General features: G+C 64.1%; 22 protein-coding genes. 18 read left to right on the top strand and 4 right to left on the bottom strand.

The window, feature by feature from the left end:
- Positions 1-25: 25 nt before the first annotated feature.
- From F7R11_RS23260 to F7R11_RS23285, 6 genes are all read left to right on the top strand, one after another.
- Positions 26-829: an aspartate dehydrogenase gene (locus F7R11_RS23260; protein WP_064807459.1), complete on the top strand. Its 804-nt coding sequence runs from the start codon at positions 26-28 to the stop codon at positions 827-829.
- A 16-nt stretch (positions 830-845) separates the two neighbouring features.
- Positions 846-2,342 carry an aldehyde dehydrogenase gene (locus tag F7R11_RS23265; protein ID WP_064807457.1) on the top strand — a complete coding sequence of 499 codons (1,497 nt, stop codon included), beginning with the start codon at positions 846-848 and terminating at the stop codon, positions 2,340-2,342.
- Positions 2,343-2,416: 74 nt separating this feature from the next.
- Positions 2,417-3,682, top strand: coding sequence for an MFS transporter (locus tag F7R11_RS23270; protein ID WP_064807454.1), 1,266 nt, complete (start codon positions 2,417-2,419; stop codon positions 3,680-3,682).
- Between the two features lie 67 nt (positions 3,683-3,749).
- Positions 3,750-4,712 carry a VOC family protein gene (locus tag F7R11_RS23275; RefSeq protein WP_064807451.1) on the top strand — a complete coding sequence of 321 codons (963 nt, stop codon included), beginning with the start codon at positions 3,750-3,752 and terminating at the stop codon, positions 4,710-4,712.
- A gap of 25 nt (positions 4,713-4,737) precedes the next feature.
- Positions 4,738-5,694: a PDR/VanB family oxidoreductase gene (locus tag F7R11_RS23280; RefSeq protein WP_064807449.1), complete on the top strand. Its 957-nt coding sequence runs from the start codon at positions 4,738-4,740 to the stop codon at positions 5,692-5,694.
- A gap of 159 nt (positions 5,695-5,853) precedes the next feature.
- Entirely contained in the window at positions 5,854-6,954 is a 1,101-nt protein-coding gene (locus tag F7R11_RS23285; RefSeq protein ID WP_064807433.1) for a porin, read from the top strand.
- 60 nt (positions 6,955-7,014) lie between these two features.
- On the opposite strand, the gene F7R11_RS23290 is transcribed toward F7R11_RS23285, so the two are convergent.
- The 3 genes from F7R11_RS23290 to F7R11_RS23300 form a co-directional block, all read right to left on the bottom strand.
- Entirely contained in the window at positions 7,015-8,061 is a 1,047-nt protein-coding gene (locus F7R11_RS23290) for a LacI family DNA-binding transcriptional regulator (RefSeq protein WP_064807431.1), read from the bottom strand.
- Positions 8,062-8,216: 155 nt separating this feature from the next.
- Positions 8,217-9,095, bottom strand: a complete 879-nt coding sequence (locus F7R11_RS23295) for a 2-hydroxy-3-oxopropionate reductase (protein ID WP_064807428.1) — start codon at positions 9,093-9,095, stop codon at positions 8,217-8,219.
- Positions 9,096-9,148: 53 nt separating this feature from the next.
- Positions 9,149-10,411, bottom strand: a complete 1,263-nt coding sequence (locus tag F7R11_RS23300) for a glucarate dehydratase family protein (protein ID WP_064807426.1) — start codon at positions 10,409-10,411, stop codon at positions 9,149-9,151.
- 403 nt (positions 10,412-10,814) lie between these two features.
- On the opposite strand from F7R11_RS23300, the gene F7R11_RS23305 reads away from it, so the two are divergent.
- From F7R11_RS23305 to F7R11_RS27450, 12 genes are all read left to right on the top strand, one after another.
- Positions 10,815-11,573, top strand: coding sequence for an SDR family NAD(P)-dependent oxidoreductase (locus tag F7R11_RS23305; RefSeq protein ID WP_021193952.1), 759 nt, complete (start codon positions 10,815-10,817; stop codon positions 11,571-11,573).
- A gap of 117 nt (positions 11,574-11,690) precedes the next feature.
- Positions 11,691-13,007, top strand: coding sequence for an ABC transporter substrate-binding protein (locus F7R11_RS23310; RefSeq protein WP_064807423.1), 1,317 nt, complete (start codon positions 11,691-11,693; stop codon positions 13,005-13,007).
- 25 nt (positions 13,008-13,032) lie between these two features.
- On the top strand, positions 13,033-13,929 hold the full coding sequence (locus tag F7R11_RS23315) for a carbohydrate ABC transporter permease (RefSeq protein WP_021193954.1): 897 nt from the start codon (positions 13,033-13,035) through the stop codon (positions 13,927-13,929).
- Positions 13,919-14,818 carry a carbohydrate ABC transporter permease gene (locus tag F7R11_RS23320; RefSeq protein ID WP_197495063.1) on the top strand — a complete coding sequence of 300 codons (900 nt, stop codon included), beginning with the start codon at positions 13,919-13,921 and terminating at the stop codon, positions 14,816-14,818. Before F7R11_RS23315 ends, F7R11_RS23320 begins: the two co-directional genes overlap by 11 nt.
- A gap of 43 nt (positions 14,819-14,861) precedes the next feature.
- The gene (locus tag F7R11_RS23325) at positions 14,862-15,953 is read left to right on the top strand and encodes an ABC transporter ATP-binding protein (protein ID WP_064807420.1); all 1,092 of its coding nucleotides are present in this window, start codon (positions 14,862-14,864) and stop codon (positions 15,951-15,953) included.
- A 92-nt stretch (positions 15,954-16,045) separates the two neighbouring features.
- Complete coding sequence (locus F7R11_RS23330) at positions 16,046-17,290, top strand: porin (RefSeq protein ID WP_167317207.1); 1,245 nt, start codon at positions 16,046-16,048, stop codon at positions 17,288-17,290.
- 19 nt (positions 17,291-17,309) lie between these two features.
- Positions 17,310-18,077 carry an HpcH/HpaI aldolase family protein gene (locus tag F7R11_RS23335; protein WP_064807416.1) on the top strand — a complete coding sequence of 256 codons (768 nt, stop codon included), beginning with the start codon at positions 17,310-17,312 and terminating at the stop codon, positions 18,075-18,077.
- Positions 18,078-18,092: 15 nt separating this feature from the next.
- Entirely contained in the window at positions 18,093-18,938 is an 846-nt protein-coding gene (locus F7R11_RS23340; RefSeq protein ID WP_064807413.1) for an NAD-dependent epimerase/dehydratase family protein, read from the top strand.
- A complete protein-coding gene (locus tag F7R11_RS23345) occupies positions 18,938-19,864 on the top strand; it encodes an SMP-30/gluconolactonase/LRE family protein (RefSeq protein ID WP_064807411.1) in 927 nt (308 codons plus the stop codon). The genes F7R11_RS23340 and F7R11_RS23345 overlap by 1 nt, the downstream gene beginning before the upstream one ends.
- Entirely contained in the window at positions 19,861-20,994 is a 1,134-nt protein-coding gene (locus tag F7R11_RS23350; RefSeq protein ID WP_064807409.1) for an alginate lyase family protein, read from the top strand. Before F7R11_RS23345 ends, F7R11_RS23350 begins: the two co-directional genes overlap by 4 nt.
- A 10-nt stretch (positions 20,995-21,004) precedes the next feature.
- Positions 21,005-22,324 (top strand): MFS transporter, encoded by a 1,320-nt coding sequence (locus F7R11_RS23355; protein WP_082932924.1) that lies wholly within the window; start codon positions 21,005-21,007, stop codon positions 22,322-22,324.
- Between the two features lie 279 nt (positions 22,325-22,603).
- Positions 22,604-22,738 (top strand): hypothetical protein, encoded by a 135-nt coding sequence (locus F7R11_RS27450; protein ID WP_257784474.1) that lies wholly within the window; start codon positions 22,604-22,606, stop codon positions 22,736-22,738.
- Here F7R11_RS27450 and F7R11_RS23365 read toward each other — a convergent pair whose 3' ends face one another.
- Positions 22,739-23,287 carry a cupin domain-containing protein gene (locus F7R11_RS23365; RefSeq protein WP_064807405.1) on the bottom strand — a complete coding sequence of 183 codons (549 nt, stop codon included), beginning with the start codon at positions 23,285-23,287 and terminating at the stop codon, positions 22,739-22,741.
- Positions 23,288-23,296 lie beyond the last annotated feature (9 nt).

Here is a 23,296-nt window from a genome sequence, read left to right on the forward strand (position 1 = left end):
ACCGAGCCAACCCAAGGAGCCGGACATGCTGCATGTATCGATGGTCGGTTGCGGAGCGATCGGGCAGGGCGTGCTGGAGCTGCTCAAGAGCGATCCGGACGTCTGCTTCGACGCCGTGATCGTGCCCGAGCACGCAATGGACAAGGCGCGCGAGGCCATCGCCCCGTTTGCCCCGAACGCGCGCGTGACGACGCATCTGTCGGCAGATGCGCATCCAGATCTGTTGGTCGAGTGCGCTGGCCATGACGCGCTCGAAGAGCATGTGCTGCCTGCACTGGAGCAAGGTATCGACTGCCTGGTGGTGTCCGTCGGTGCGCTGTCCGAGCCCGGTGTCGCCGAGCGGCTGGAAGCAGCGGCCCGTCGCGGTAATGCGCAGGTGCAATTGCTGTCGGGTGCCATCGGTGCCATTGATGCGCTGGCTGCGGCGCGTGTTGGTGGGTTGGATGCTGTGATCTACACCGGCCGCAAACCACCGCGCGCCTGGAAGGACACGCCGGCCGAGCTGCAATTCGACCTCGACGCACTGCGTGAGCCGACCGTGATCTTTGAGGGTAACGCCCGCGAAGCTGCGCGCTTGTTCCCGAAGAACGCCAACGTGGCCGCCACGCTGTCGCTGGCTGGCCTGGGGCTCGATCACACGCATGTGAAGTTGCTGGCCGATCCGACTGTTGACGAGAACGTCCATCACGTGGAGGCGCGCGGCGCCTTTGGTGGCTTCGAATTGACGATGCGCGGCAAGCCACTGGCAGCCAATCCCAAGACTTCTGCGCTGACGGTGTTCAGCGTGGTGCGTGCGCTGGGCAACCGCGCGCACGCCGTTTCGATTTGAGTGAGGCCACTGCGCCATGACTGTCTCCACCCTGAATCCAACCGCAACCGCTTTGCTGCCGATCTGCATTGCAGGCGAATGGCGCCTCGGCACCGGCGAGCGCTATGTCACGCGGTACCCCGCCACGGGCGAAGTCGTGGCTGAACTCAACGCTGCCAGTGTGGCCGATGTGGAAGAGGCCGTGGCCGGTGCCTACCGTGCCTTCCTCTCCAGCGGCTGGGCACAGCGTAAGCCGCATGAGCGTGCGGCTGTGCTGTACCGCGTGGCCGAGCTGATCCGCTCGCGCAGCGAAGCTCTGGCCCAGCGCCAGCGCCTGGACAACGGCAAGCCGATCAACGAAACGCGCGCCCTGGTGGCGAGTGCCGCCGCGACGTTCCAATTCTTCGGCGCTGCCTGCGAGACGCTGGAAGAATCGCTGACGCCTGCGCGTGGCGATTGCCTGACGATGAGCGTGCACGAGCCTATGGGCGTGGTGGCGGCCATCACGCCGTGGAACTCCCCCATCGCCAGCGAGGCGCAGAAGATGGCGCCTGCGCTGGCCGCCGGCAACGCCGTCGTCGTCAAACCTGCTGAAGTCACGCCGCTGATGGCGCTGGAACTGGCCGCCATCTGCGAAGAGGCGGGTGTGCCCAAGGGCATGATCAGCGTGCTGCCGGGCAAGGGTTCGGTTATTGGCGATGCGATTACCAAGCATCCGCTGGTGCGCCGCGTGTCGTTCACGGGCGGCACGAACACTGGCCGCCATATCGCACATATCGCGGCTGACAAGATGATGCCGGTGTCGCTGGAGCTGGGTGGCAAGTCGCCGACCATGGTGTTTGAAGACGCCGATCTCGACCACGCGGTCAACGGTGTGCTGTACGGCATCTTCAGCTCATCGGGCGAATCGTGCATCGCGGGTTCGCGTTTGTTTGTGGCGCGCTCGCTGTATGAGCCGTTCATGGACCGCCTGGCGGCTGCCGCAGCACGCCTGCGTGTCGGCAACCCGGCGGATGAGTCCACGCAGATGGGGCCGCTGATCACCGATCGCCATCGCGAGACCATCGAGTCGTACGTGGCGATGGGCGTGGAAGAGGGCGGCCACCTGCGCACCGGCGGTCTGCGCCCGGAAATCTCCGGTTGTGAGTCGGGCTACTTCTACACGCCCACCATCATCGAAGGCCTGACCAACAGCGCGCGCATCTGCCAGGAAGAGATCTTCGGCCCGGTGCTCGTCGCCATGCCGTTCGATGATGAAGAGGAACTCATCGAACAGGCCAATGACAGCGTGTACGCATTGGCCGCCGGCATCTGGACGCGTGACTACAAGCGCGCCTGGCGCATTGGCCGTGCGGTGCAGGCCGGCAACGTGTGGATCAACACGTACAAGCAGTTCTCCATCTCGACGCCGTTTGGCGGCTGGCGCGATAGCGGCCTGGGCCGCGAGAAGGGTCGCCTGGGCATCCTGCAGTACATGGAGCAAAAGAGCCTCTACTGGGGCCTGAACGAACAACCGCTGGCCTGGGCCAATTGAAGAATTGAAGCCGGGCAGGTGTGAGGAGACAAAAGAATGAAATCGCATCAACGCAACGCGCAAAGGAGCTCGCAATGAACTCAAGTGCGCAACGCTGGTTTGGCGTGGTCGTGTTGTTCCTGGTCGTCGCCATTTCGTACATCGATCGCATCAATATTGCGGTGCTGATCACGCAGCATGATTTTTTGCAGCATGTCGGCCTTGCCGCCAACGACCGCAGCGGCCAAGGGCTGCTGGCAACGGCGTTCATGGCGGGTTATGGCTTGTCCGCCATTGTGTTTACGCCGTTTTGTGCAGCGCTGTTTGGCGTACGCCGTAGCCTGATCTATGGGTTGGCGTTGTGGGGTGCCATCACCATGGTTTCGCCTTGGTTCAACAGCTACATGGAGCTGTTGACGTCCCGCTTCGTGCTTGGCTTTGCCGAAGGGCCACTCTTCTCGCTGGGCGCGTCTTACATCAAGGCCCATTTCGACAGCCGGGAAAGCGGCAAGCCCAACGCGATTTTCAATATGGGCACAGGTGTCGGCTTGGCGGTGGGCTATCCCCTGGTGGGCTACGCCATTGCCAGCGCCGACTGGGAAGCGTCGTTCCATCTGCTCGGCCTCCTTAATCTGCTCTTGGGCATTCCGCTGGTGCTGGCGTTCGTGCGCATGCCGGCTCGATACGCGGCCATCCCCAAGCCGGAGTCACTCCCTGCAGCGCTGAGCACGGTTGGCGAGATGTTTCGCGGTGCCTTCCACACGCGCCATATCCTGACCATGACGGTGCTGACCGCCGCCTTCCTTTCCTACCTGTGGGGCAGCAGCAACTGGTTGCCGACCTACCTGAAGGAAGCGCGTGGTTTCTCCCTGCGCGAGATGGGCTGGATGGCATCGATGCCGCAATACGCGGCGGTGCTCGGTGTGCTGCTGGGCGGGCTGTTGCTGGATCTCATTCCGCGCCGTCGCATTCCGCTGATCTTTGTGTTTGGCAGTCTGGGCGTGGCGGTGGCAGTACTGCTGGCCATCAATAGCACCGATCGCTATGCCGCCGCTTACTGGCTGACTGCTGCCAGCCTGTGCTGGGGCCTGCAGAGCCCGGCCATCCCCAGCACCGTGCAATTCAACGCCAAGTCAGAACATGTTGCGTGCGCGTTTGGTGTCACCAATGGTGTGGGCAGCCTGGTGGCGGGGTTCATGCCGGCCATCATGGGGGTTGTGATCGGGTTGGGGGGCGGCGGTGGGCTTGCTGCCGGTTTCGGCAGCCTGGTGGGCACCCAACTGATCGTGTTGCTGTGCGGCCTGGCTCTGCTGCGCAATGGTGAGGCGGTCACGCGTGCCGTCCCGGACGCCGCGCACTGACAACCCGCAACGAATCACAGCGCTCGCCGGCCACCCGAGGCCACGCGGCGCCAAGCAGGAGATGAAGATGAATACCATTCGAGGCATCGACGAAATCGTCTACGGTGCCGACGACCTTGCCGCCTGTAAGCAGTTCTTCCAGGACTGGGGCCTCACGCTGAAGGCAGAAGACGCCAGTGGCTTGCTGTTCGAAACACTCAACGGTTGCCGCGTACGCGTCAAGCGCAGCGACGATGCCACGCTGCCGCCGGCCATGGAGGCTGGCCCCACGCTGCGCGAAGTGATCTGGGGTGCGGATTCGCAAGCCGTGCTGGATCGTCTGGCCGACAAGCTGGCAGATCAGCCGGGCTACATCCATGCGGATGGCCGTGTTGGCTGTATCGACCCCAACGGCCTGGCTGTGCGGGTGCAACTGACCGCCAAGCACGACATCGATGTGCAATGCGCCGCGATGAACACGTGGACAGACAAGCCACGCCTCAATCAACCCAGCCCCATCTATGAACGCGCTACGCCCATCGAAGTGGGGCACGTGGTGTTCTTCGTGAAGGACGTGGAGACCACCGAGCGCTTCTACATCGAGAAGCTCGGCTTCGTACCGTCGGATCACTATCCGGGCCGCGGCGCCTTCCTGCGCTGCGAGCCGGAAGGCGGCCACCATGATCTGTTCCTGCTGCAACTGCCGCAGGCCAAGAGCGGGCTGAACCACGTCGCCTTTACCGTGCGCGATATCCACGAAGTGTTTGGCGGCGGCATGCATGTGTCGCGCTGCGGCTGGGATACACAGCTCGGTCCAGGTCGTCACCCGATCTCGTCGGCGTACTTCTGGTACTTCAAGAACCCCGCCGGCGGCCTGATCGAGTACTACGCCGATGAAGACCAACTGAATGGCGAATGGCAGCCGCGCGATTTCGAGCCCGGTCCGACCGTGTTTGCCGAATGGGCTATCGACGGCGGCATCGACGGCAATACGCGCCGGCAGAAGGATGCCGGCAAGGTTGAGGGCAAGTTCCTCACCGAGAAGCGCTGAACTGAAGTTGAGAGACGTGTCAGTCATGAGTACGAATCCCCCCCTCAACCTGCGCGTGCATGCCATGCGCTACGAAGCCCAGGGCATCGTGAGCGTGGAGCTGCGCGATGTGGACGGCAAGACCCTGCCCGAGTACGCACCGGGCGCGCATATCGACTTGCACCTGGGCAATGGCCTGGTGCGCAGCTACTCGCTGTGCGGTGCGCCGGAGGTGCGTGACCGTTATGTGGTCGGCGTGCTGCTCGACCGCAACAGCCGTGGTGGCTCGCGCTACGTGCATGAGCAACTGCGTGTGGGCTCGACGCTCAAGATTGGCGGCCCGCGCAACAACTTCGCGCTGGATGAAGCCGCGCCGCGCACGGTGCTGGTGGCCGGTGGGATTGGCGTGACGCCTATCGTGTGCATGGCGCGCCGGCTGGCAGAGCAGGGCAAGACATTCTCGATGCTCTACTGCGCCCGCTCACGCACCGAAGCCGCTTTTGCTGACGATCTGGCGGCACATGGCGATGCCGTGCGCTTTCACTTTGACGCAGACGCCGGCGGCCCGCCGGATCTGAAGGCCCTGCTCGCAGGCCATCCGGCGGAGACGCATTTCTACTGCTGCGGCCCCGGCCCGATGCTGCGCGCCTTCGAGGCCGCATGCGAAGCGCTGGGCTACACCAATGTCCACATCGAACGCTTTGCCGCGGATGCGGAAGTGTCGTCGGTGCAGGAGGGGGAGTACACGGTCAAGCTGGCGCGCACCGGCTCGGAGTTGTGTGTGCCCGCCGGCAAGTCACTGCTGGATGCGCTGCTGGAAGTGGGCGTGGAGGTGGAATACAGCTGCAAGGAAGGCGTGTGCGGCTCGTGCGAGACGCGCGTGCTGGAGGGGGAACCCGAGCATCGGGACAGCGTGCTCTCCAAGAGCGAGCGTGCCTCTAACCAGACCATGATGGTCTGCGTATCCGGCTGCAAGGGTAAGCGGCTGGTGGTTGATCTTTAAGCAGTTGAGCGCCGGCCTGACCAGCCGCGCGCTCTCTTTTTTTACGGTGCCAATTTCTTAAACATCGTTTCATAGGTGGAACGATCGATAACGGTCTGCCAATAGGCGGGCGATAACAACTGGCGGGGCCCGACACCCCGGCCAACGGAGGAAGCAAAAATGAGGAAGACACTGTTCGCCGTGGCGGCGATGAGCCTGGCCGGTACGGCTGCCGCGCAGAGCAACGTGACGCTGTATGGCAGCATCGACCAGGGCGTGGCCTACATCAACAACCTGAAAAGCGGTGCGACCAGCGGCTCTGCCATGCGCGTGGACCCGGGCACGATGCAGCCGGACCGTTTCGGTTTCCGTGGCTCGGAAGATCTGGGTGGCGGCACGCAAGCCATCTTCCAGTTGGAATCGGGCTTTCTGGGCGACACCGGCAACAGCGTGGTGGCGGGCAAGCTGTTCAACCGCGCCGCATGGGTCGGCCTGTCGAATGAGCGCCTGGGCAACATCCAACTCGGCCATCAGGCGGACTTCATGTTCGACTACCTGGGCCGCCTGAGCAACGGCTTCCAGCTCACCAACTTCTACCTGTTCCACCCGGGCAACTTCGACAACCTGGCCAACCAGTTCCAGATCGACAACGCCGTGCGCTATGTCTCGCCCATCTTCGGCGGGCTGCAACTGGGCGGCATGTACGGTTTTGGCGAGGTGCCGGGTTCGCCCTCGAAGAGCCGCAGCTACAGCCTGGGCGCGTACTACAGCAACGGCGGCTTCCGTGCGGCAGCGGCGTACACGGCCTCGAACGACCGCGCGCTGGACATTGCCGGTCGTCTGGGGATCACCAACACGCTGGGCACGACGCTGGTGCCGGGCGTGATGACGCCGATGAGCTCGGTCAAGTCGTTTGGTGCGGGCACGCTGTACCAGTTCAGCAGCCTGCCGGTGCAGATCAACGCGGTCTACACGCAGACGCGCATCACGCTGGGCGGCGCCAATGCCCGCTCGCAGAACGTCGACCTGGGCACGGCGTGGCACTACACCGCTGCGAATACGCTCAATGTCGGCTACACGTTCAGCAAGTACGAAAGCGCACGCTGGAACCAGTTCAGCGTGGGCAATGTGTATGCGTTCTCCAAGCGGACGCAAGTGTATTTGCAGGGTACGTATCAGCGCGCCTCAGGCGATGCGCAATCGGCGGCGATCAACGGCGTGGGCGTGTCGGCCAATCGTAGTCAGATCGTTGTCAGCACCGGGGTGCATCACTCGTTCTGATGGTCTGACGCGGTGCCGCGCTGCCAGACTGTCGTCTAGCGGTGCGGCGCCGCGCGCTCTCTAGGCCTTGCGCCGTGATTTGGCGGCAGGCAGCGGCATGGCGTTTGCCACCGCTTCGCGGCGCCGGGTGGATTCACGCACAACCAGGCGCGGTTCGAGCAGCGCATATTCGCCATCGCCATCCTGGCCGGCCAGCAGGTCGAGCAGTTTCTGCATGGCCACCTCACCCATGCGCTCGCTCTGCAAGTCCATCGTGGTGAGCGCGGGGGAGGAGTACTCCCCATAGGGCACGTTGTCGAAGCCCACCACCGATACGTCATCAGGCAAGTTGAACCCGAGTGCGCGCGCTTCCTTCATGAAGCCGAGTGCGATCAAGTCGTTGTAGCAGATCACCGCCTGCGGGCGTTTGGGCGCAAGCATGATGGCAGAACAGGCCTGTTCGCCGGCCTGTGCCGAGGGGGCGTGCGCGTCGTGAATGTCGACGGTAAGGCCGGCCTCCTGAAAGCACTCCGATACCCCGCGAATGCGCTCTGCATTCCAGCGTGACTGGCCGAAGCCCAGGTAAGCCACCTGGCGGTGGCCTTCGTTCAGCAAGTGTTTCGCCAGCATGTAGGCTGCCAGATGGCTGTCTGAGCCGACGCTGGGAATCTGCAGTTCACGTGTGCGGCCAAACAGCACCACCGGCTTGTTCAACTCGACCATCCACTGAATCGCTTCTTCCGGCATGCGCGAGCTGACGATCATGCCGTCCACGCGCTGTGCAAGCGCTTCGATCAACTGTCGCTCGCGCTCCTGGCTTTCTTCCGTATCCACCAGCAGCAGCGTGTAGTCATTCTGCAGGGCAATCCGGTTGGCGCCTTTCACGATGTTGGTGAAGTGCGGATTGCGGATGTCGAGGATGGCCAGGCCGATGGTGCGTGTCTTGCCCGTGATCATCGAGCGCGCGAGCGGGTTGGAGCGGTAGCCGAGCTGTTCGATGGCGGCCTTGAGCTTGGCTTCCACCGGCGCGGAAAAACGCTGCGCGCCGTTCATATACTTCGACACGGTGGCCACGGATACCTCGGCAGCGGCTGCAACGTCTCGAATGGTCGGAGAGCTCTTTTTCATCGGGTGGCACGTACGTGCAGGGGAGGGGCGAGAGAGTAGGCCGCTGCACGAAAACGGCAGCGGCCAATGGTGTGGAATTATAGGTGGAGAACGTTTTCCACCGGTGCGCATTGGCGTGGATGGCGTGGATGGCGCACCGTGCTGCGCCAGTACCCTCAGGCGACGGTGTGGTCCGCCATCAGTTCGAGCGCGCGCACCATGGCGGAGTGGTCCCATGCCTTACCGCCGTTGGCCGCGCACACGCTGAAGAGCTGTTGTGCACTGGCGGTGTTGGGCAGGGCGATGCCGAGCTTGCGCGCGCCGTCCAACGCCAGGTTCAGGTCTTTCTGGTGCAGTTCGATGCGGAAGCCCGGGTCGAACGTGCGCTTGATCATGCGCTCGCCATGCACCTCCAGGATGCGCGACGAGGCAAAGCCGCCCATCAGCGCCTCGCGCACGCGCGCAGGGTCGGCGCCGGCCTTGGACGCGAACAGCAGCGCTTCGCCCACCGCCTCGATGGTCAGTGCCACGATGATCTGGTTGGCCACCTTGCAGGTTTGTCCGGCGCCGGATTCGCCCACCAGCGTGATGTTCTTGCCCATCAGTGCAAACAGCGGCTTGGCGCGTTCAAACGCCGCCGCCTTGCCGCCCACCATGATGGTGAGCGTGGCATCGCGTGCGCCAACTTCACCGCCCGACACAGGGGCATCCAGGTAGTCGGCACCGAGCGCTTCGATGCGCTTGGCGAAGGCCTGCGTCTCGATCGGCGAGATCGAGCTCATGTCGATGAACAGCTTGCCGGCGGTCAGGCCCTGGGCCACGCCATCTTCGCCAAACAGCACGTTGGCCACGTCCTGCGTATCCGGCACCATGGCGATGATGATGTCCGCCGCCTGGGCGACAGCCGCGGAATTGGCGACGACCGTGGCGCGTGCACGCAGGTCATCGGGCACCGAGTGTTTGCCACTGACGACAAGCGTGTGATCGCCCTTGAGCAGGTTGCGGGCCATATGGGCGCCCATGATGCCCAGACCGATGAAACCGATGGTTGCCATGATGTTCTTCCGTGTTGTTCAGTGCAGCGTTGGTGAGGATTCGTAGTGTGGCATCAGTAGCGCGGCTTTTTGCGTGTCCAGTCGGGGCGGAACTTGCGCATCTGCGAGACATCGTCGCGGTTGGTGATGCCGCAGCGCAGGTACTGCTCGTGCAGGGTGGCCAGCGCATCCTGGTCAATCTCGACGCCCAGGCCCGGCGCGTCGGTCACGCTCACGCAACCACCCTCAATGGCGATCTTGCCGCCCTTGAGCACTTCGTCGTCCTGCCACGGGTAGTGCGTGTCACAAGCGTAGGTCAGATTGGGTACGGCGGCGGCCAGATGCGTCATCGCCATCAGGCTGATGCCCAGGTGCGAGTTGGAGTGCATCGACAGGCCCAGTCCGAAGGTCTCGCACATCGCCGCCAGCGTCTGCGTGGCGCGCAGGCCGCCCCAGTAGTGGTGGTCAGACAGCACGATCTGCACACCATTGCGTGACACGTTGCGGCGGAACTCGTCCATGTCGGTCACCACCATGTTGGTTGCCAGCGGCAGGCCGGTGGCCTTGTGCAGTGCAGCCATGCCCTCCAGGCCCGGGGTGGGGTCTTCGTAATACTCCAGGTCGCCCTGCAGAAGCTCGGCCATGCGGCTGGCCGTCTCCAATGACCAGTTGGCGTTCGGGTCGATACGCAGCGGGTGGTTGGGGAAGGCGCGCTTGAGCGCCTTCAGGCACGCCACCTCCACCTCGGGCTCCAGCGCGCCGGCCTTGAGCTTGATGCTGCCGAAACCGTACTCGTCGATCATCTTGCGGGCCTGTTCGACCATCTGCTCGGCGTTGAGCGCGGGGCCCCACGCGTCGGGCTTGTACGACGGGTCGACATCGCTGGCGAACTTGAAGAACAGGTAGGCGGAAAACGGCACCTTGCGACGCACGGCGCCACCCAGCAGCGCGTGCACGGGAATGCCGAGCGAGCGCGCTTGCAGATCCACGAACGCCACCTCGAACCCGCCGAACACCTTGCGATCCCCCTTGCTGGCCGCGGAGCCCGGCGCGACGTCCAGTTCGACGCCCTGCGACACCGGAGCACCTGCCGCCGCCACACGCTGCCACAGACCGTTCAGGTCAAACGGGCTCAGTCCGATGAGGGAATCCTTCACGCGCAGCAGGCCTTCGAGCACCGGCTTGTCGCCGTAGGTTTCGCCCAGGCCGACGAGCCCGTTGTCAGTCTCCACCTCGATGATGGAGCGCAGTGCAAACGGCTCGTGCACGCCGCTGGCGTTGAGCAGAGGCGGATCGCTGATGGCGATGGGAGTGACGCGGACGGCGGTGATCTTCATGGCGGGCTTCCTGTTGCGGATGGGGCGGCTGGTCTGCCGCTAGGAATATTAGGGTAACGTTTTCCTATCGTAAACAATTTTCCTGAAGGCGTAAACCGAGGGGTCAGCTGCCTGGCTTGCAAAGAAAGTACAGAGGCTGAGTTCGGCAGAAAGCGGGAAGGAGAAAACAGAATTTTTGCGTATCTAAGCCATCTTTGACTGAGTGGTGATGCAAGGATGGCGGTACGTTCCGGTTGGTATGAGCGGAAAGGTGGCGAGCGAATCGCTTTGGGGAAGCCCTCTGACGACGGATGCGGGTTTTCACGAATGCGGAAATTTAGGAAAACGGTTGACTTGATTTTGGTCGGTCCCTATAGTTTGGAAACCGTTTTCCAAGAAGTTCTCTTTCAACCGCTTCCTCGCTATGCACACTCAGTTCGATTTCCACGGCAAGTTGGCTGTCGTGACCGGCGCCAGCGGCGCGATCGGCGCAGCCATCGCGCGCGAATTCCACCGTGCCGGCGCGCACGTGGTCGCCACCGGCCGCAATCGCCAAGCACTCGATGCCCTGAGCAAGAGCCTGGGTGAGCGCTGCGACATCGTCATGGGTGACATGGCGGATGGTGCGCATCGCCAGGCCATCATCGACCGCTCGGCAGAGCGTGGCGGCATCGACGTGCTGGTCAACAACGCCGGCATGACCCAGACCAAGAGGCCAACGGCAGACGGCACGCTCACGGATTTCGACGAGATCGTCTCCGTCAACCTCCGTGCCATGTACGCGCTCAGCCTGGATGTGATCCGCGGCTGGATCGGGCGCGCGCATCCGGGGGTCGTGGTGAACGTGTCGTCGCCGGGGGCGCAGCGTGCGCACCGCAACAACGCAATCTACGACATCAGCAAGGGCGGCGTGGATGCCATGACGCGCTGTCTGGCAGTGGACTTCGGCCACCACGGTATTCGCGTGAACGCGATTGCGCCGGCACAGATTCCGCATTCCCACACGAAGAACGTCGACCCGGCTGCCGCACGCGGCTTGCCGCTGCCCCGTCATGGGTTGGCGGAAGAGGCTGCGCGGCCGGTGCTGTTTCTGGCGTCCAGCGCAGCGTCGTTCATCACCGGGCATGTGTTGCCCGTTGATGGCGGCCTGCTCGCGCAGTTGCGGATGCCCGCCACCGCGTAAGGGTAAGGGGCAGTGCAGGGCTGGCGCGGCTTGCCCGAGCCGGGGCGTGGAAGTTGATGAACGAGCACGGCGCCACATACGTTGGACGCCGGGCCGACAGAACAAGCAGGAGACAAGATGAAGATCACCAGGGAACGCACGCGCCTGTTTGCGCGGCTGATGGCATCTGGCGCGGCATGCGCGGCACTGCTCGGATTCGCATCGCACGTGCAGGCGCAGACCACGCTGCGTGTCTGGACGCGCTCCAACCCGGATGCGCGCACGACCTACGACAACATCGCAGCCGCGTTCACCAAGAAGACCGGCATCAAGGTCGAGTACTTCAATGCGATGACGGACTACGAGCAGCGTCTGTCGCGCGCCATTGCCGGCAATGACTTGCCCGACGTCATCATCAACGACAGCTCGTCGCTGGGTCTGATGATGAAGACCGGTGTGGCTACCGAGATCGACCGGGCGGGCTTCCCCGGCGGCGCCGATATCCAGGACCGTGCCTGGCAGGGCGCGCAGGGCTACAACGGCAAGTACTACGCGGTGCCGGTGTCGGTGCAGTCGTTCGTGTTCTTCATCCGCAAGGACTGGCGCGAGAAGCTCGGCTTGCCGCAGCCGAAGTCGTGGGATGACATGGCGAAGCTGGCCAAGGCCTTCACCACGATGCAACCGGCAGGCGCCGGCAAACCGGTCTACGGCTTTACGTTCCCCGCCTCGGCCACGCGTGGTTACACCACGTGGTTCATGAGCAGTTTCCTGTGGCAGGCGGGTGGCGATTTCATCCGCCCGGATGGCAAGGGCAAGTTCCGCGGCGCGCTGGATGAGCCCGCCGCCGCCAAGACCGTCGCCTACTTCCGCCAGATGCTGTGCACCGACAAGGTGACGCAGCCGGGCGCCATCAACGCCACCACGGCCGATGCCATCGCCAGCTTCCGTTCCGGCCAGACGGGCATCTTCTTCAGTGGCCCGTATCACATCGCAGTCGTGGATCAGGAGCCGGGCCGCGACAAGATCGAGGTGGTTGCACCGCCGCCGGGCCCGGCCGGCAAAGCGGACAGCCTGGGCGAAGGCGAGTTGGCGTATGTCACGCGTTCGGCCAACAAGCAGGCGGCGCTGTCATACATCGCGTTCCTCACGTCGCCGGAAGGGCAGAAGTTGGGCATGCATCCGGGCGGTTTTCCGGTGGTGCGCCTGCCGGTCAACAAGACGGTTGATGCCGGCAAGGTCTACAACGACCCGCGCTGGCAGACGGTCGAAACCGTGTACGAGAAGAGCGCGCACTACGCACCTGCCATTCCTGACTGGATGAGCATGCGCCAGCTCACGGCCGACGGCCTGAACCGCATCCTGGCCAACTGCAGCAGCGATATCGATGCCGGCCTGAAAGACCTGAACAAGAAGGTCAACCAGGAACTGGCCCGCCAGCGCGTGGCTGCAAACTGATGGCGGGCTTGTCATGCGACTCACCATGAAACGCAACGCGCGCGGGCTGGCCACACGCCATCCGATCGTGCCGTGGCTCTTCCTGTTGCCGGCCATTGCGGTGTTTGTCACGTTCAAGTTCGTGCCGATGCTGCGTGGGCTGGAGATGAGCTTCTACCAGGTGCACTTCGGCTCGGATTGGCAGTGGGTGGGGCTCGAGAACTTCGAGCGCGCCTTTGCCGACTCCGATCTGCATGCGGCTGTGGTGCAGACGGCGCTGTATGTGGCGGTGTCGGTCATCGCCTCCGCCGCGATCGCCTTCTTCCTGGCGCTGGCACTGGAAGGCCCGGCGCGCCATTTGCGCATCATCCGCACGGCGATGTTCCTGCCGGCCGTGACGAGCGCTGCCGTGGTCGCGCAGATCTGGCAGATCCTGCTGGCGCCCACGCCGGAGGGCATCGGCAACACGATCCTCGGCTGGTTTGGCGTGGCACCCGCAGGCTTCTTCTCCGACCCCGATCTCGCTCTCGGCTCGCTCATCGCCATGCAGATCTGGAAGACCGTGCCCTACGACATGATGATCTTCATCGCGGGCCTGACCGGCGTGAACCGCGAGCTGTACGACGCGGCCGCCGTGGATGGCGCACGTTGGCACCACCGCCTGTGGTACGTGACGCTGCCTGCCATCCGCCACACCTTCGTGATCGTGGGCGTGCTCGGTTTCATTCGCGGTGTGCGCGTGTTTACCGAGGTGTATTCGAGCACGGGCGGCGGCCCTGGCGGCGCTACCGAAGTCGTCATGACGTACGTCTACAAGGCCGGCTTCGTGCAGTTCGACTACGGCTATGCCTCTGCCGTGTCGTGCCTGCTGTTCCTCTTCACGGCGGTGACCACCGTCACCTACTTGGCCCTGCGGCAGCGGAGCAAACGTCATGAGCGCTAAACCGATCGTTTCCGGGCAACCCGTTGCCATGGCGCCTGCGCAATCCGGCGTTCGGCTTTCGGGGGTGGCCGGTACGGCTGTCCGCTGGCTGCTGTACGCAGTGGTCGTGGCTGTGTTTGCCGGCCCGTACTGGGCAATGATCGCCACCGCTTTCAATGCCGATACCGTGCAGCCGGGCCAGCTCCAGTTGTGGCCGTCGCACCCGTCGCTCAAGCATTTCGTCTATGCGTGGAGCGAGGCTGGCGCGTGGCGCAATCTGCTGAATTCTTGCGTGGTGGTGGTGGGCGGCCTGGCATTGCAGATGACCGTCAGCGCGTTGGCGGCCTATGCACTGGCCCGCAAGAAGTTTGTCGGCGCGGGCATCGTGAGCCTGTTGTTCCTGTCGACCATGATGCTGCCGGAAGAGGTCATCGCCATTCCGTTGTACCTCGTGCTCGGCAAGCTGCCGGTGGTGCACGCGAGCCTGTTGAACTCCTACCTCGGGATGATCCTGCCGGTGGCCGGCTGGGCGTTCTCGATCTTCGTGCTGACCGAGTTCATGAAGGCCGTGCCGATGGAGCTGGAAGAGGCCGCGCGCATCGACGGCGCAAGCGAGTGGCAGATCTTCTTCAACGTTGTGCTGCCGCTGGTCAAGCCGGCACTGGGCACCACGGCCATCTTCGGTTTCCTGATGATCTGGGACCAATACCTGCTGCCGCTCATCGTGGTCAACCGCGAGACGCTGTACACGCTGCCCGTGGTGCTGGCCTCGCTGCGCACGGACGAACACATTTCGCCCAACGTCTTCATCGCCGTCACGCTGCTGGCAATGATTCCCAGCGTGGGGCTCTACCTTGGCCTTCAGAAGCACTTCCAGCGCGGGCTGACGTCCGGCGCGTTGAAGGGCTGAGGCTGAACCCGGTAACCGATCAGAACAGAAAGAGGAGCGAACCATGGCTTCCGTGACCCTGGACGCAATCGACAAGCGTTTTGGTGACCAGCACATCATCAAGAACGTCTCGGTAGACATCCGCGACGGTGAATTCTGCGTGCTCGTGGGCCCGAGCGGCTCGGGCAAGTCGACGCTGTTGCGCATCATCGCCGGCCTGGAGGAAGTGTCGGGCGGCACCGTGCGCATCGGCGGGCGTGACGTCACGCAACTGCACCCGAAGGAGCGTGACATCGCGATGGTCTTCCAGAGCTACGCGCTGTATCCGCAACTGACCGTGCGCGAGAACATGGGCTTCAGCCTGAAGCTCGCCAAGCGGCCGAAAGCAGAGATCGATGCCATCGTGAATGAGATCGCGCGTTCGCTGGCGCTCGACAAGTTGCTGGACCGCTATCCGCGCCAGCTCTCTGGCGGACAGCGCCAGCGCGTGGCCATGGGGCGCGCCATTGTGCGTAAGCCGTCGGTGTTCCTGTTCGACGAGCCGCTCTCCAACCTGGATGCCGCGCTGCGTCACCACGTGCGTGCGGAGATCCGCGAGATGTACGAGCGCATGCGCACCACCTGTGTGTATGTGACGCACGACCAGGTCGAGGCCATGACGCTGGCCGACCGCATCGTCGTGTTGCGCGATGGCCGTGTCGAGCAGGTCGGCACGCCGGTCGAGCTGTATGACCGCCCGGTGAACCGGTTCGTCGCGCAGTTCATCGGCTCACCGGCCATCAACTTTTTCGAGGGCGTGGCCAAGGTGCGTGGTGACCAGGCCGCCATCCGCTGCGCGGAGGGCATCGAGATTGCACTGCCGGACCGCGCCCCCGTGCACGATGGCCAGGAGATCGTCTGTGGCGTCCGCCCCGAGCACATCCGCATTGGTGCGGACGATGGGGCGCAGGACATCCGGGTGAACGCCCGCGTGAAGAGCGGCGAGTTTTACGGCGCCGAGACGCTGCTCGTCTGTGACACCCCGGTCGGCGCACTTGCCGCAACCGGGCGCGACCGCCAGGCCTATGGCCTGCAGCACGGCGCGCAAGCCAGTCTCAGCATTCCGGCGGCGCATTTGCATCTGTTCGATCGCACGACTGAACTGCGGTTGAACTGAGAGACCGGTTTCCCGCAGTGGATCTGCCACGGGTGAAAACCACAACGCAATCACAAAGAAGACAGAGATCCACAAGGAGAAAGGAAATGGGTTTGAAGACGAAACTCTCTTGCGCAGCGGGCGCGGTGGCGGCGATGTGTGCGACCGTCAACGTGCATGCACAGAGTTCGGTGACGCTGTATGGGGTGATCGACAACACGGTCGAGGCTGTTCGCACCACGGGCGCCAACAAGGTGGGCGGCAACGTGCCGATGGCGGTGAAGGATTCCAGCAACAGCTCGCTGTGGGGCCTGCGCGGCAATGAGGATCTGGGTAACGGTCTGTCGGCCATCTTCCAGATTGAATACGGCTTCAATGCCGACACGGGTTCCGGCCCCAGCGGGCGTGACCAGTTCGTCGGCCTGCGCAGCGATAAGCTCGGCACGGTACAGATGGGTCTGATGACAACGCCGATGCGCGGCCTGGGCGGCAAGCTCAACTTTATTCCGGGCAGCACGTCGATTGCCAACAACATTGGCATCATGACTACGCTCAACGGCACGCAAACCAACCTGAACGCGCGCCTGGCCAACACCATTGAATACACCACGCCCGACATACTGGGCGGATTGAGCGCGCAGGTGGTGTATTCGCCGGGCGAGGGCGGCGTCGGCCCCACCAACAGCAGTGTGGGTGGCAGCGCGGGCAAGCCGATCAACGGCATGTATGCATGGGGCGCCGGGACGCAGTACGCGAACGGCCCGATCTACGCGGCCTATGCTTACGAAACGCGACGTGGCCAGGCATTGCTGGGCGCGGGCGCAGGCCTCTCGGGTGCAGCCAGCGCAGGCATGGGGGTCGCCGCAGCAGGCTACTCGAACGATTACGAACACCGCGTGGCCGTACGCTACGAAGCGAAGTGGCTGTCAGCAGGCTCGACCAACTTTTCGGTGGGCTGGGATCGGCTGGGCTCCAAGGGCATCTTTGGCACGGGCGCATCCACTGGCAGCGGTGAGACCTACCGTGACGCCTTCAGCGTGTCGGTCATGCAGAAGGTCGGCGCGCAGGATTTCATCTTCAGCTACTCGGTGGCGCGCCCGCTTAAATGCTCTGGCGCGGCGCAGTTCGGCCAGTGCTCGGATGCGCAGCGTGAGCACACTGGCGCCCAGCAGATGGTGTTTGCTTACCACTACTGGCTGTCGCAGCGCACCATGTTGCAGGCCTACGTCAGCCGCATTCACAACGGCTCGTTTGCCACCTATGACTATGACGTGAACCCGGTTGTCACTGCGGTGGCAAGCCGTACACCGGGCGGGTCGCCAATCGGTGTGGGTCTGGGTATCCGCCACTCCTTCTAACCTTCGGTGGGGCTTTTCCATGCAGCGCAACCGGTTCAAGGCACAGTTGCTCGCCCGCAAGCAGCAACTCGGCATCTGGAGCATGCTGGCCTCCAGCAATGTCGTTGAAGTCCTGACGCAGTCTGACTACGACTGGATTCTCCTCGACACCGAGCACGCACCCAACGAGGTGCCGATGGTGCTGGACCAGTTGCGCACGGTGGCCCAGACGACGATGTCGGCAGTGGTCCGGCCGAACACGAACGATGCGGTAGTGCTCAAGCGCCTGCTCGACATTGGCGCGCAGACGGTGCTGGTGCCCATGGTGGATACGGCGGACGACGCACGGCGCGCCGCTGCGGCAGTGCGCTATCCGCCGCTGGGCATTCGGGGGGTGTCGCTGGCCACACGCGCCAACCGCTACGGGCGCGATGCCGACTACGGCCAGCGCGCCAACGAGGAGGTCTGCCTGCTCGTGCAACTGGAGACACCCAAGGCCCTGGAGAACCTCGAGTCCATCGCCGCGGTGGACGGCATCGACGGCATCTTCGTCGGGCCGGCCGACCTGGCCGCCACGATGGGGCACCTGGGTAACGTCCGGCATGCGGCAGTGCAGGCTGCCATCCATGACGCCCGCGAGCGCGCTCACCGTTGCGGCAAGCCGATCGGCATCCTGATGGCCGATCCGGAGCTGAATGCCCGCTATATCGCCGACGGCTTCGACTACGTGGCCGTGGCCACCGACATCAGCCTGATGCGCAGCGGTGCCGAGGCGGCACTCAAGCAGGCACGGTCACATCAACGCTAACCACACCATTCAAGCATGGGAATCAACGACAAAGCAGGCGGCACGGCCGCACAAGGCAAGCCATTCAAGCGGCTGCTGCTGACCGGCGCTGCCGGCAATCTCGGCCGGCAACTGCGCGGCGCACTGGCAGCCTGGGCAGATGTGGTTCGCGTGAGCGACATTGCCCCGCTGGGCGAGCTGGCTGCGCACGAAGAGGGCGCGGTCGTCGACCTGGCGGACCGTCAAGCCGTGCTCGCCCTGCTCGAAGGCGTGGATGCAGTCGTGCACCTGGGCGGTATCTCGGTCGAGGCGCCGTTCGATGATCTGATGCAGGCCAACATCCTCGGTCTGTACAACCTGTATGCGGCTGCGCAAAAGCAAGGCGTGAAGCGCGTTGTCTACGCCAGCTCGAACCATGCGATGGGCTTCCATCCCGTCACCTCCGTGCTGGATATCGATGCGCCGCTGCGCCCCGATTGCCTGTACGGCGTGACCAAGTGCTTTGGCGAAGCGCTGTCGCGCTACTACTTCGATCGCTTCGGCCTGGAGACCGTGTGCCTGCGCATCGGCTCGTCGTTCGAGGCGCCGAAGAACCCGCGCATGCTGGTCACCTACCTGAGCTATCGCGATTTCATTGAGCTGGTGCGCTGTTCGTTGTTCACCAACCGTGTCGGCCATGCCATCGTGTATGGCGTGTCGGACAACCGCATCAAGTGGGGGGACAACACCAAGGCCGGTTTTCTGGGCTTCCGCCCGCAGGACAGCTCAGCCCAGTTCGAACATCTGTTCCCGGCCGTTGCACCCACCACCGATCTCGACGACCCGACGCAGCGTTTTCAGGGCGGACCGTTCGTGCTCGCCGGGCCGATGGAGCCAAAGTGATGCACGTGGTTTCGCAAGCACGTATCGAGCGCATTGACGAGGGGTACGCACCAGCCACGGTCGGTGAGAGCCCGGTCTGGCGTGCCCAGGAAGACGCGCTGTACTGGGTCGATATTCCCGCGCAGCGCATCGTGCGGCAGCACGTGGCCTTGGGAGTGCGCACGGAGTGGGCGCTGCCGGAGAAGGTTGCGTGTTTTGCGTTCTGCCGCCATGGCGGGTTGGTGGCCGGATTGGAGACGGGCCTGTTTGCCGTCGCGTTGCCAGAACCGGCGCCTGCCGATGGCGCAACGCCGGCCTACGCACGCAAGCTTGCCGCACCGGTGTTCCCCGTGCCGGGCATGCGCTTCAACGACGGCCGCTGTGATCGCCAGGGCCGCTTCTGGTCGGGCACGATGGTGCAGGACATGGCTGCCGCCAACCCGGCCGGCGCACTGTTCTGCCTGGACACGCAGGGGCGGTTGTCGGCGCCCGTGGTTGATCAGTTGATTGTGCAGAACGGGCTGGCGTGGTCGCCCGATGGCACGACGATGTATCTGTCCGATTCGCACCCGCAGCGCCGGCTGATCTGGGCGTTCGACTACGACACCGAGACCGGCACGCCCAGCCGCCGCCGCGTCTTTGCCGATCTGCATAGCTACGTAGGGCGCCCCGATGGCGCCGCGGTTGATGCCGATGGCTGTTATTGGATCTGCGCGAACGATGCCGGCGCGGTGCTGCGCTTCACGCCGCAGGGTGTGCTGGATCGCAGGATCGATCTGCCGGCCATCAAGCCGGCCATGTGTGCATTCGGCGGGACCGATCTCGACACGCTGTTCATCACGTCAATCCGCCCGGCCACCGGTGCCACTGAGCACGACGGGCATGTCTTCGCCGTCCGCCCAGGCGTGGGAGGGTTGGCCGAGGCGGAATACGCGGGGGTGCTATGAGCTGCGAAGACGTTTCCGGCCGGCACTTCCAGGGCCGTCGCCTGCTGCTGCGGGGCATGTTTGCGGCACCGCTGACGGCGGTGGCAGGCGCCTATCGCACCACGTGGGCAGACGGTGCCGTCGCCAAAACCAGTGCCACGCCTGCTGCCACCTATGCACTGTTTTCAACGCAGCGTGCAGAGGCGTTGGCGGGCAACGTGCCGCCTGCCGTGGCTGCGCAACTGATCTCGCTGGCACAGGCCGGGCTGACGCGTGAGCTGCACGTGCGCGACATTGTGCATACGCAGGGCCTGTTGCCGCATGAAGGCGACCGCGATGCGAGCGTGCTGGCGCAGCAGGACTGGCAGCAGACGCTGGTGCAGGCGCTGGCGTTTCGTGTGTCCAGTACGTCCGCCTATGCCGACAAGGCGGTGGCGTACATCGCCGGCTGGCTGCCGGCGTACCGGTCATCCTCCAACCCGGTGGACGAGGCGGGGCTGGTGCAATTCCTGTTTGGGCTGGATCTGGTGCGCGAGCATGTGTCGGCCGAACTGACTGCCCGCATTCCTGCCTTCGGCGCGCAACTGGCCGAGGCTTACCTGACGCCCGCGCGGCGCGTGGGCGACGACAGCACCCTGCTCAACAACTGGCAGAGCCATCGCGTCAAGCTGGCGACCGCCGGTGCCTACCTGAGCGGAGACAGGCGCTGGATCGACGCTGCGCGCGCCGCCTTCATCGGCCACGTGCGACAGAACGTGCGCGATGACGGCAGCACCTACGATTTCGCCCAACGCGATGCCATGCACTACGTGGTCTTCAACCTCGAGCCGCTGTTGATGGCGGCGTCGATGGCGGCCGCGCATGGGCACGATTGGTATGGCGCGCCCGAGATTCGCGGCCGGCTGGCGAGCGCACTGAACTGGCTTGCCCCCTTTGCGCGCGGCGAGCGGCAGCACGAGGAGTTCGTGCACAGCACCGTCAAGTTCGATGCGCGTCGTGCTGCTGCCAACGTGAAAGGCTACGCAGGCCTTTGGCAACGCAACGAGGCTGCCGACCTCTACCGGATCGCCTCGCATCTGGATCCGCAATTCCGCGCCGTATCGGTTGGGCTGGATGCCACGCCGGTTGCGCGCACTTTGTTCCCGGCCTAGGGAGACCGCAATGACAATGAAAATCAAGGGACTGCGCTGGTGGATGATCGGCCTGCTGACGCTCGGCACGGTCATGAACTATCTGGCGCGCAGCTCGCTCGGCGTGGCCGCACCCACGGTCATGCAGAGCCTGCACATCACCACGCAGCACTATGGGTGGATCACGGGCGCCTTCCTGGTCATGTATCCGATTGGCGCACCGCTGACCGGCTACCTGATGGACCGTATCGGCTTGCGCTTCGGCTTCTTGCTGTGCGGGGTGGCATGGTCGCTGATCTGCATGGCGCACGGGTTCGTGAGCGGCTGGGTTGGCCTGTTCATCCTGCGCGGCCTGCTGGGGCTGGTGGAGGGGGCATTCATTCCTGCCGGCATGCGGGCCACGGCCTATTGGTTTCCCGCACGCGAGCGGGGCTTTGCGGCCGGCACGTTCAACCTGGGCGCATCGGTCGGTGCCATCCTGGCGCCACCGTTGATCGCATGGTCGATCCTCAAGTACGACTGGGAGACCGCGTTCATCATTGCCGGCGCGTTGAGCCTGGGCTGGGCGGGGTTGTGGCTGATCTTCTATCGCCACCCTGATGAGCACCCCGCACTCACGCAGGAAGAGGCCGACTACATCGCAACCGGGCAGGAGCAGGACCAGAAATTCGCTGGCAGCGAGCGGGCAGGGCCGGCCAGGGAAGGCGGCAGGCCGCCCATCCGGCAGATCCTGTCGCAGCGCAATTTCTGGGGCATCGCGCTGCCGCGCTTCTTTGCCGATCCGGTGTGGGGCACGCTGGTCTACTGGATGCCGCTGTACCTGTACCAGGCGCGCGGGTTCGATCTCAAGACCATCGCGCTGACCGCGTGGCTGCCGTTTGTGGCGGCGGATTTCGGCTGCATGATGGGCGGCACCATCTCGGCCTATCTGAACAAGCGCTTCGGTATCCTCATCGTCGACGGCAAGCGCGTGGCATTCTCGCTGGGTGCGGTGCTGATGATCGGCATGGCGGGCGTCGGCTTCGTCAAGGATCCGGCCGTGGCCATCTTCCTGCTGTGCCTGGGCGGCTTTGCGCACCAGACGTTGTCGATCTCGGTGATCTCGCTGTCGGCGGACCTGTTCCCCAAGAATGAAGTGGCGACGGTGACCGGCATGGCCAGCTTTGTGGCCGGCCTCGGCAACCTCGGCTTTACGCTGATGATTGGCTGGCTGGTCAGCAGTATCGGCTACACGCCGTTCTTCGTGGCACTCGGTTGCGGAGACCTGATTGGCATGGCGTTGCTTTGGACGCTGGTCAGGCCGCGTGCGCAGACGCTAGGGCGTGATGTGCCCTCCGCTGCCAACGCGTGATTGGCGTTCTGCGAGGGCAAGAGACCCTGGATTTCAGCCAAGGTATGCTGATCAAGACAGGGTCTGCGCACTTGCAGGTCGAGTTGCGCAGACTGCGCGCCAAGCTCACCGCGCTGGGTGTCAATCGCGCGTCACATCCAGGTGGCGTGATGCAAAAGATCCCACTGAGAATTGGCCCCAAGAACCGTCATTGCTCGTGCAATGGCTTTTTGCTGCCCTCTCATAAGCTGAATCCGTGCCGATAAGACAGCTATCGGCACGGCAGAGATGGGAGGGGATATGTCCACCACAGCCACAGCCACAGCAGCCAATTGGATCGTCGTCCTGACATGTGCGTACATGGAGTACAGCACCTGGCGCGGTATGAGTGTCTATCGCCGCACAGTCGGCTATGAAAGCGTGGTGTGGTGCTGACTAGCGCGCCGGTGGCTCAGCGGGCAACTTCGGCAGCAACCGGCGGATCACATCATCCTGTGCCGCATGACGCTCCAACAGCACACGGCCCATTGCGCGGTCGGCCAATTCGAATTCACTGAACTCGAAGCCCGGCGCGACCGTGCAGCCAACCAGCGTGTAGCCATGTGCACCGGCCACACGCTCTGCAGCAAACCAGCGGCCTGCCGGCACCACCGCCTGGTACACCGCCATCTCGTCCTCGGCCGCATGGCCCAGGCGATGCGTGTGCACCGTACCGTCGTCTTCCAATACATGCACGTCTAGCGCATCACCCGTATGGAAATGCCAGAGCTCGTCTGACTGGATCCGATGCCAGGCGGAATATGCATCATCCGCCAGCAGGTAGTAGATCGCGGTGGCAGCCGCACGTTCAGCGGCCCGGCCATCGATTCGGCCGCGCTGGACGCGTTCCTCGCTGCGATAGGTCTCGCGGTAGAAGCCGCCTTCCGGGTGCGGCTCAAGACCGAGCCGGCGGATGAGGTGCAACGCAGCGGGTGCAATCGGCATGATGATGAG

The organism is Ralstonia insidiosa (assembly GCF_008801405.1).
GTDB classification, from domain to species: domain Bacteria; phylum Pseudomonadota; class Gammaproteobacteria; order Burkholderiales; family Burkholderiaceae; genus Ralstonia; species Ralstonia insidiosa.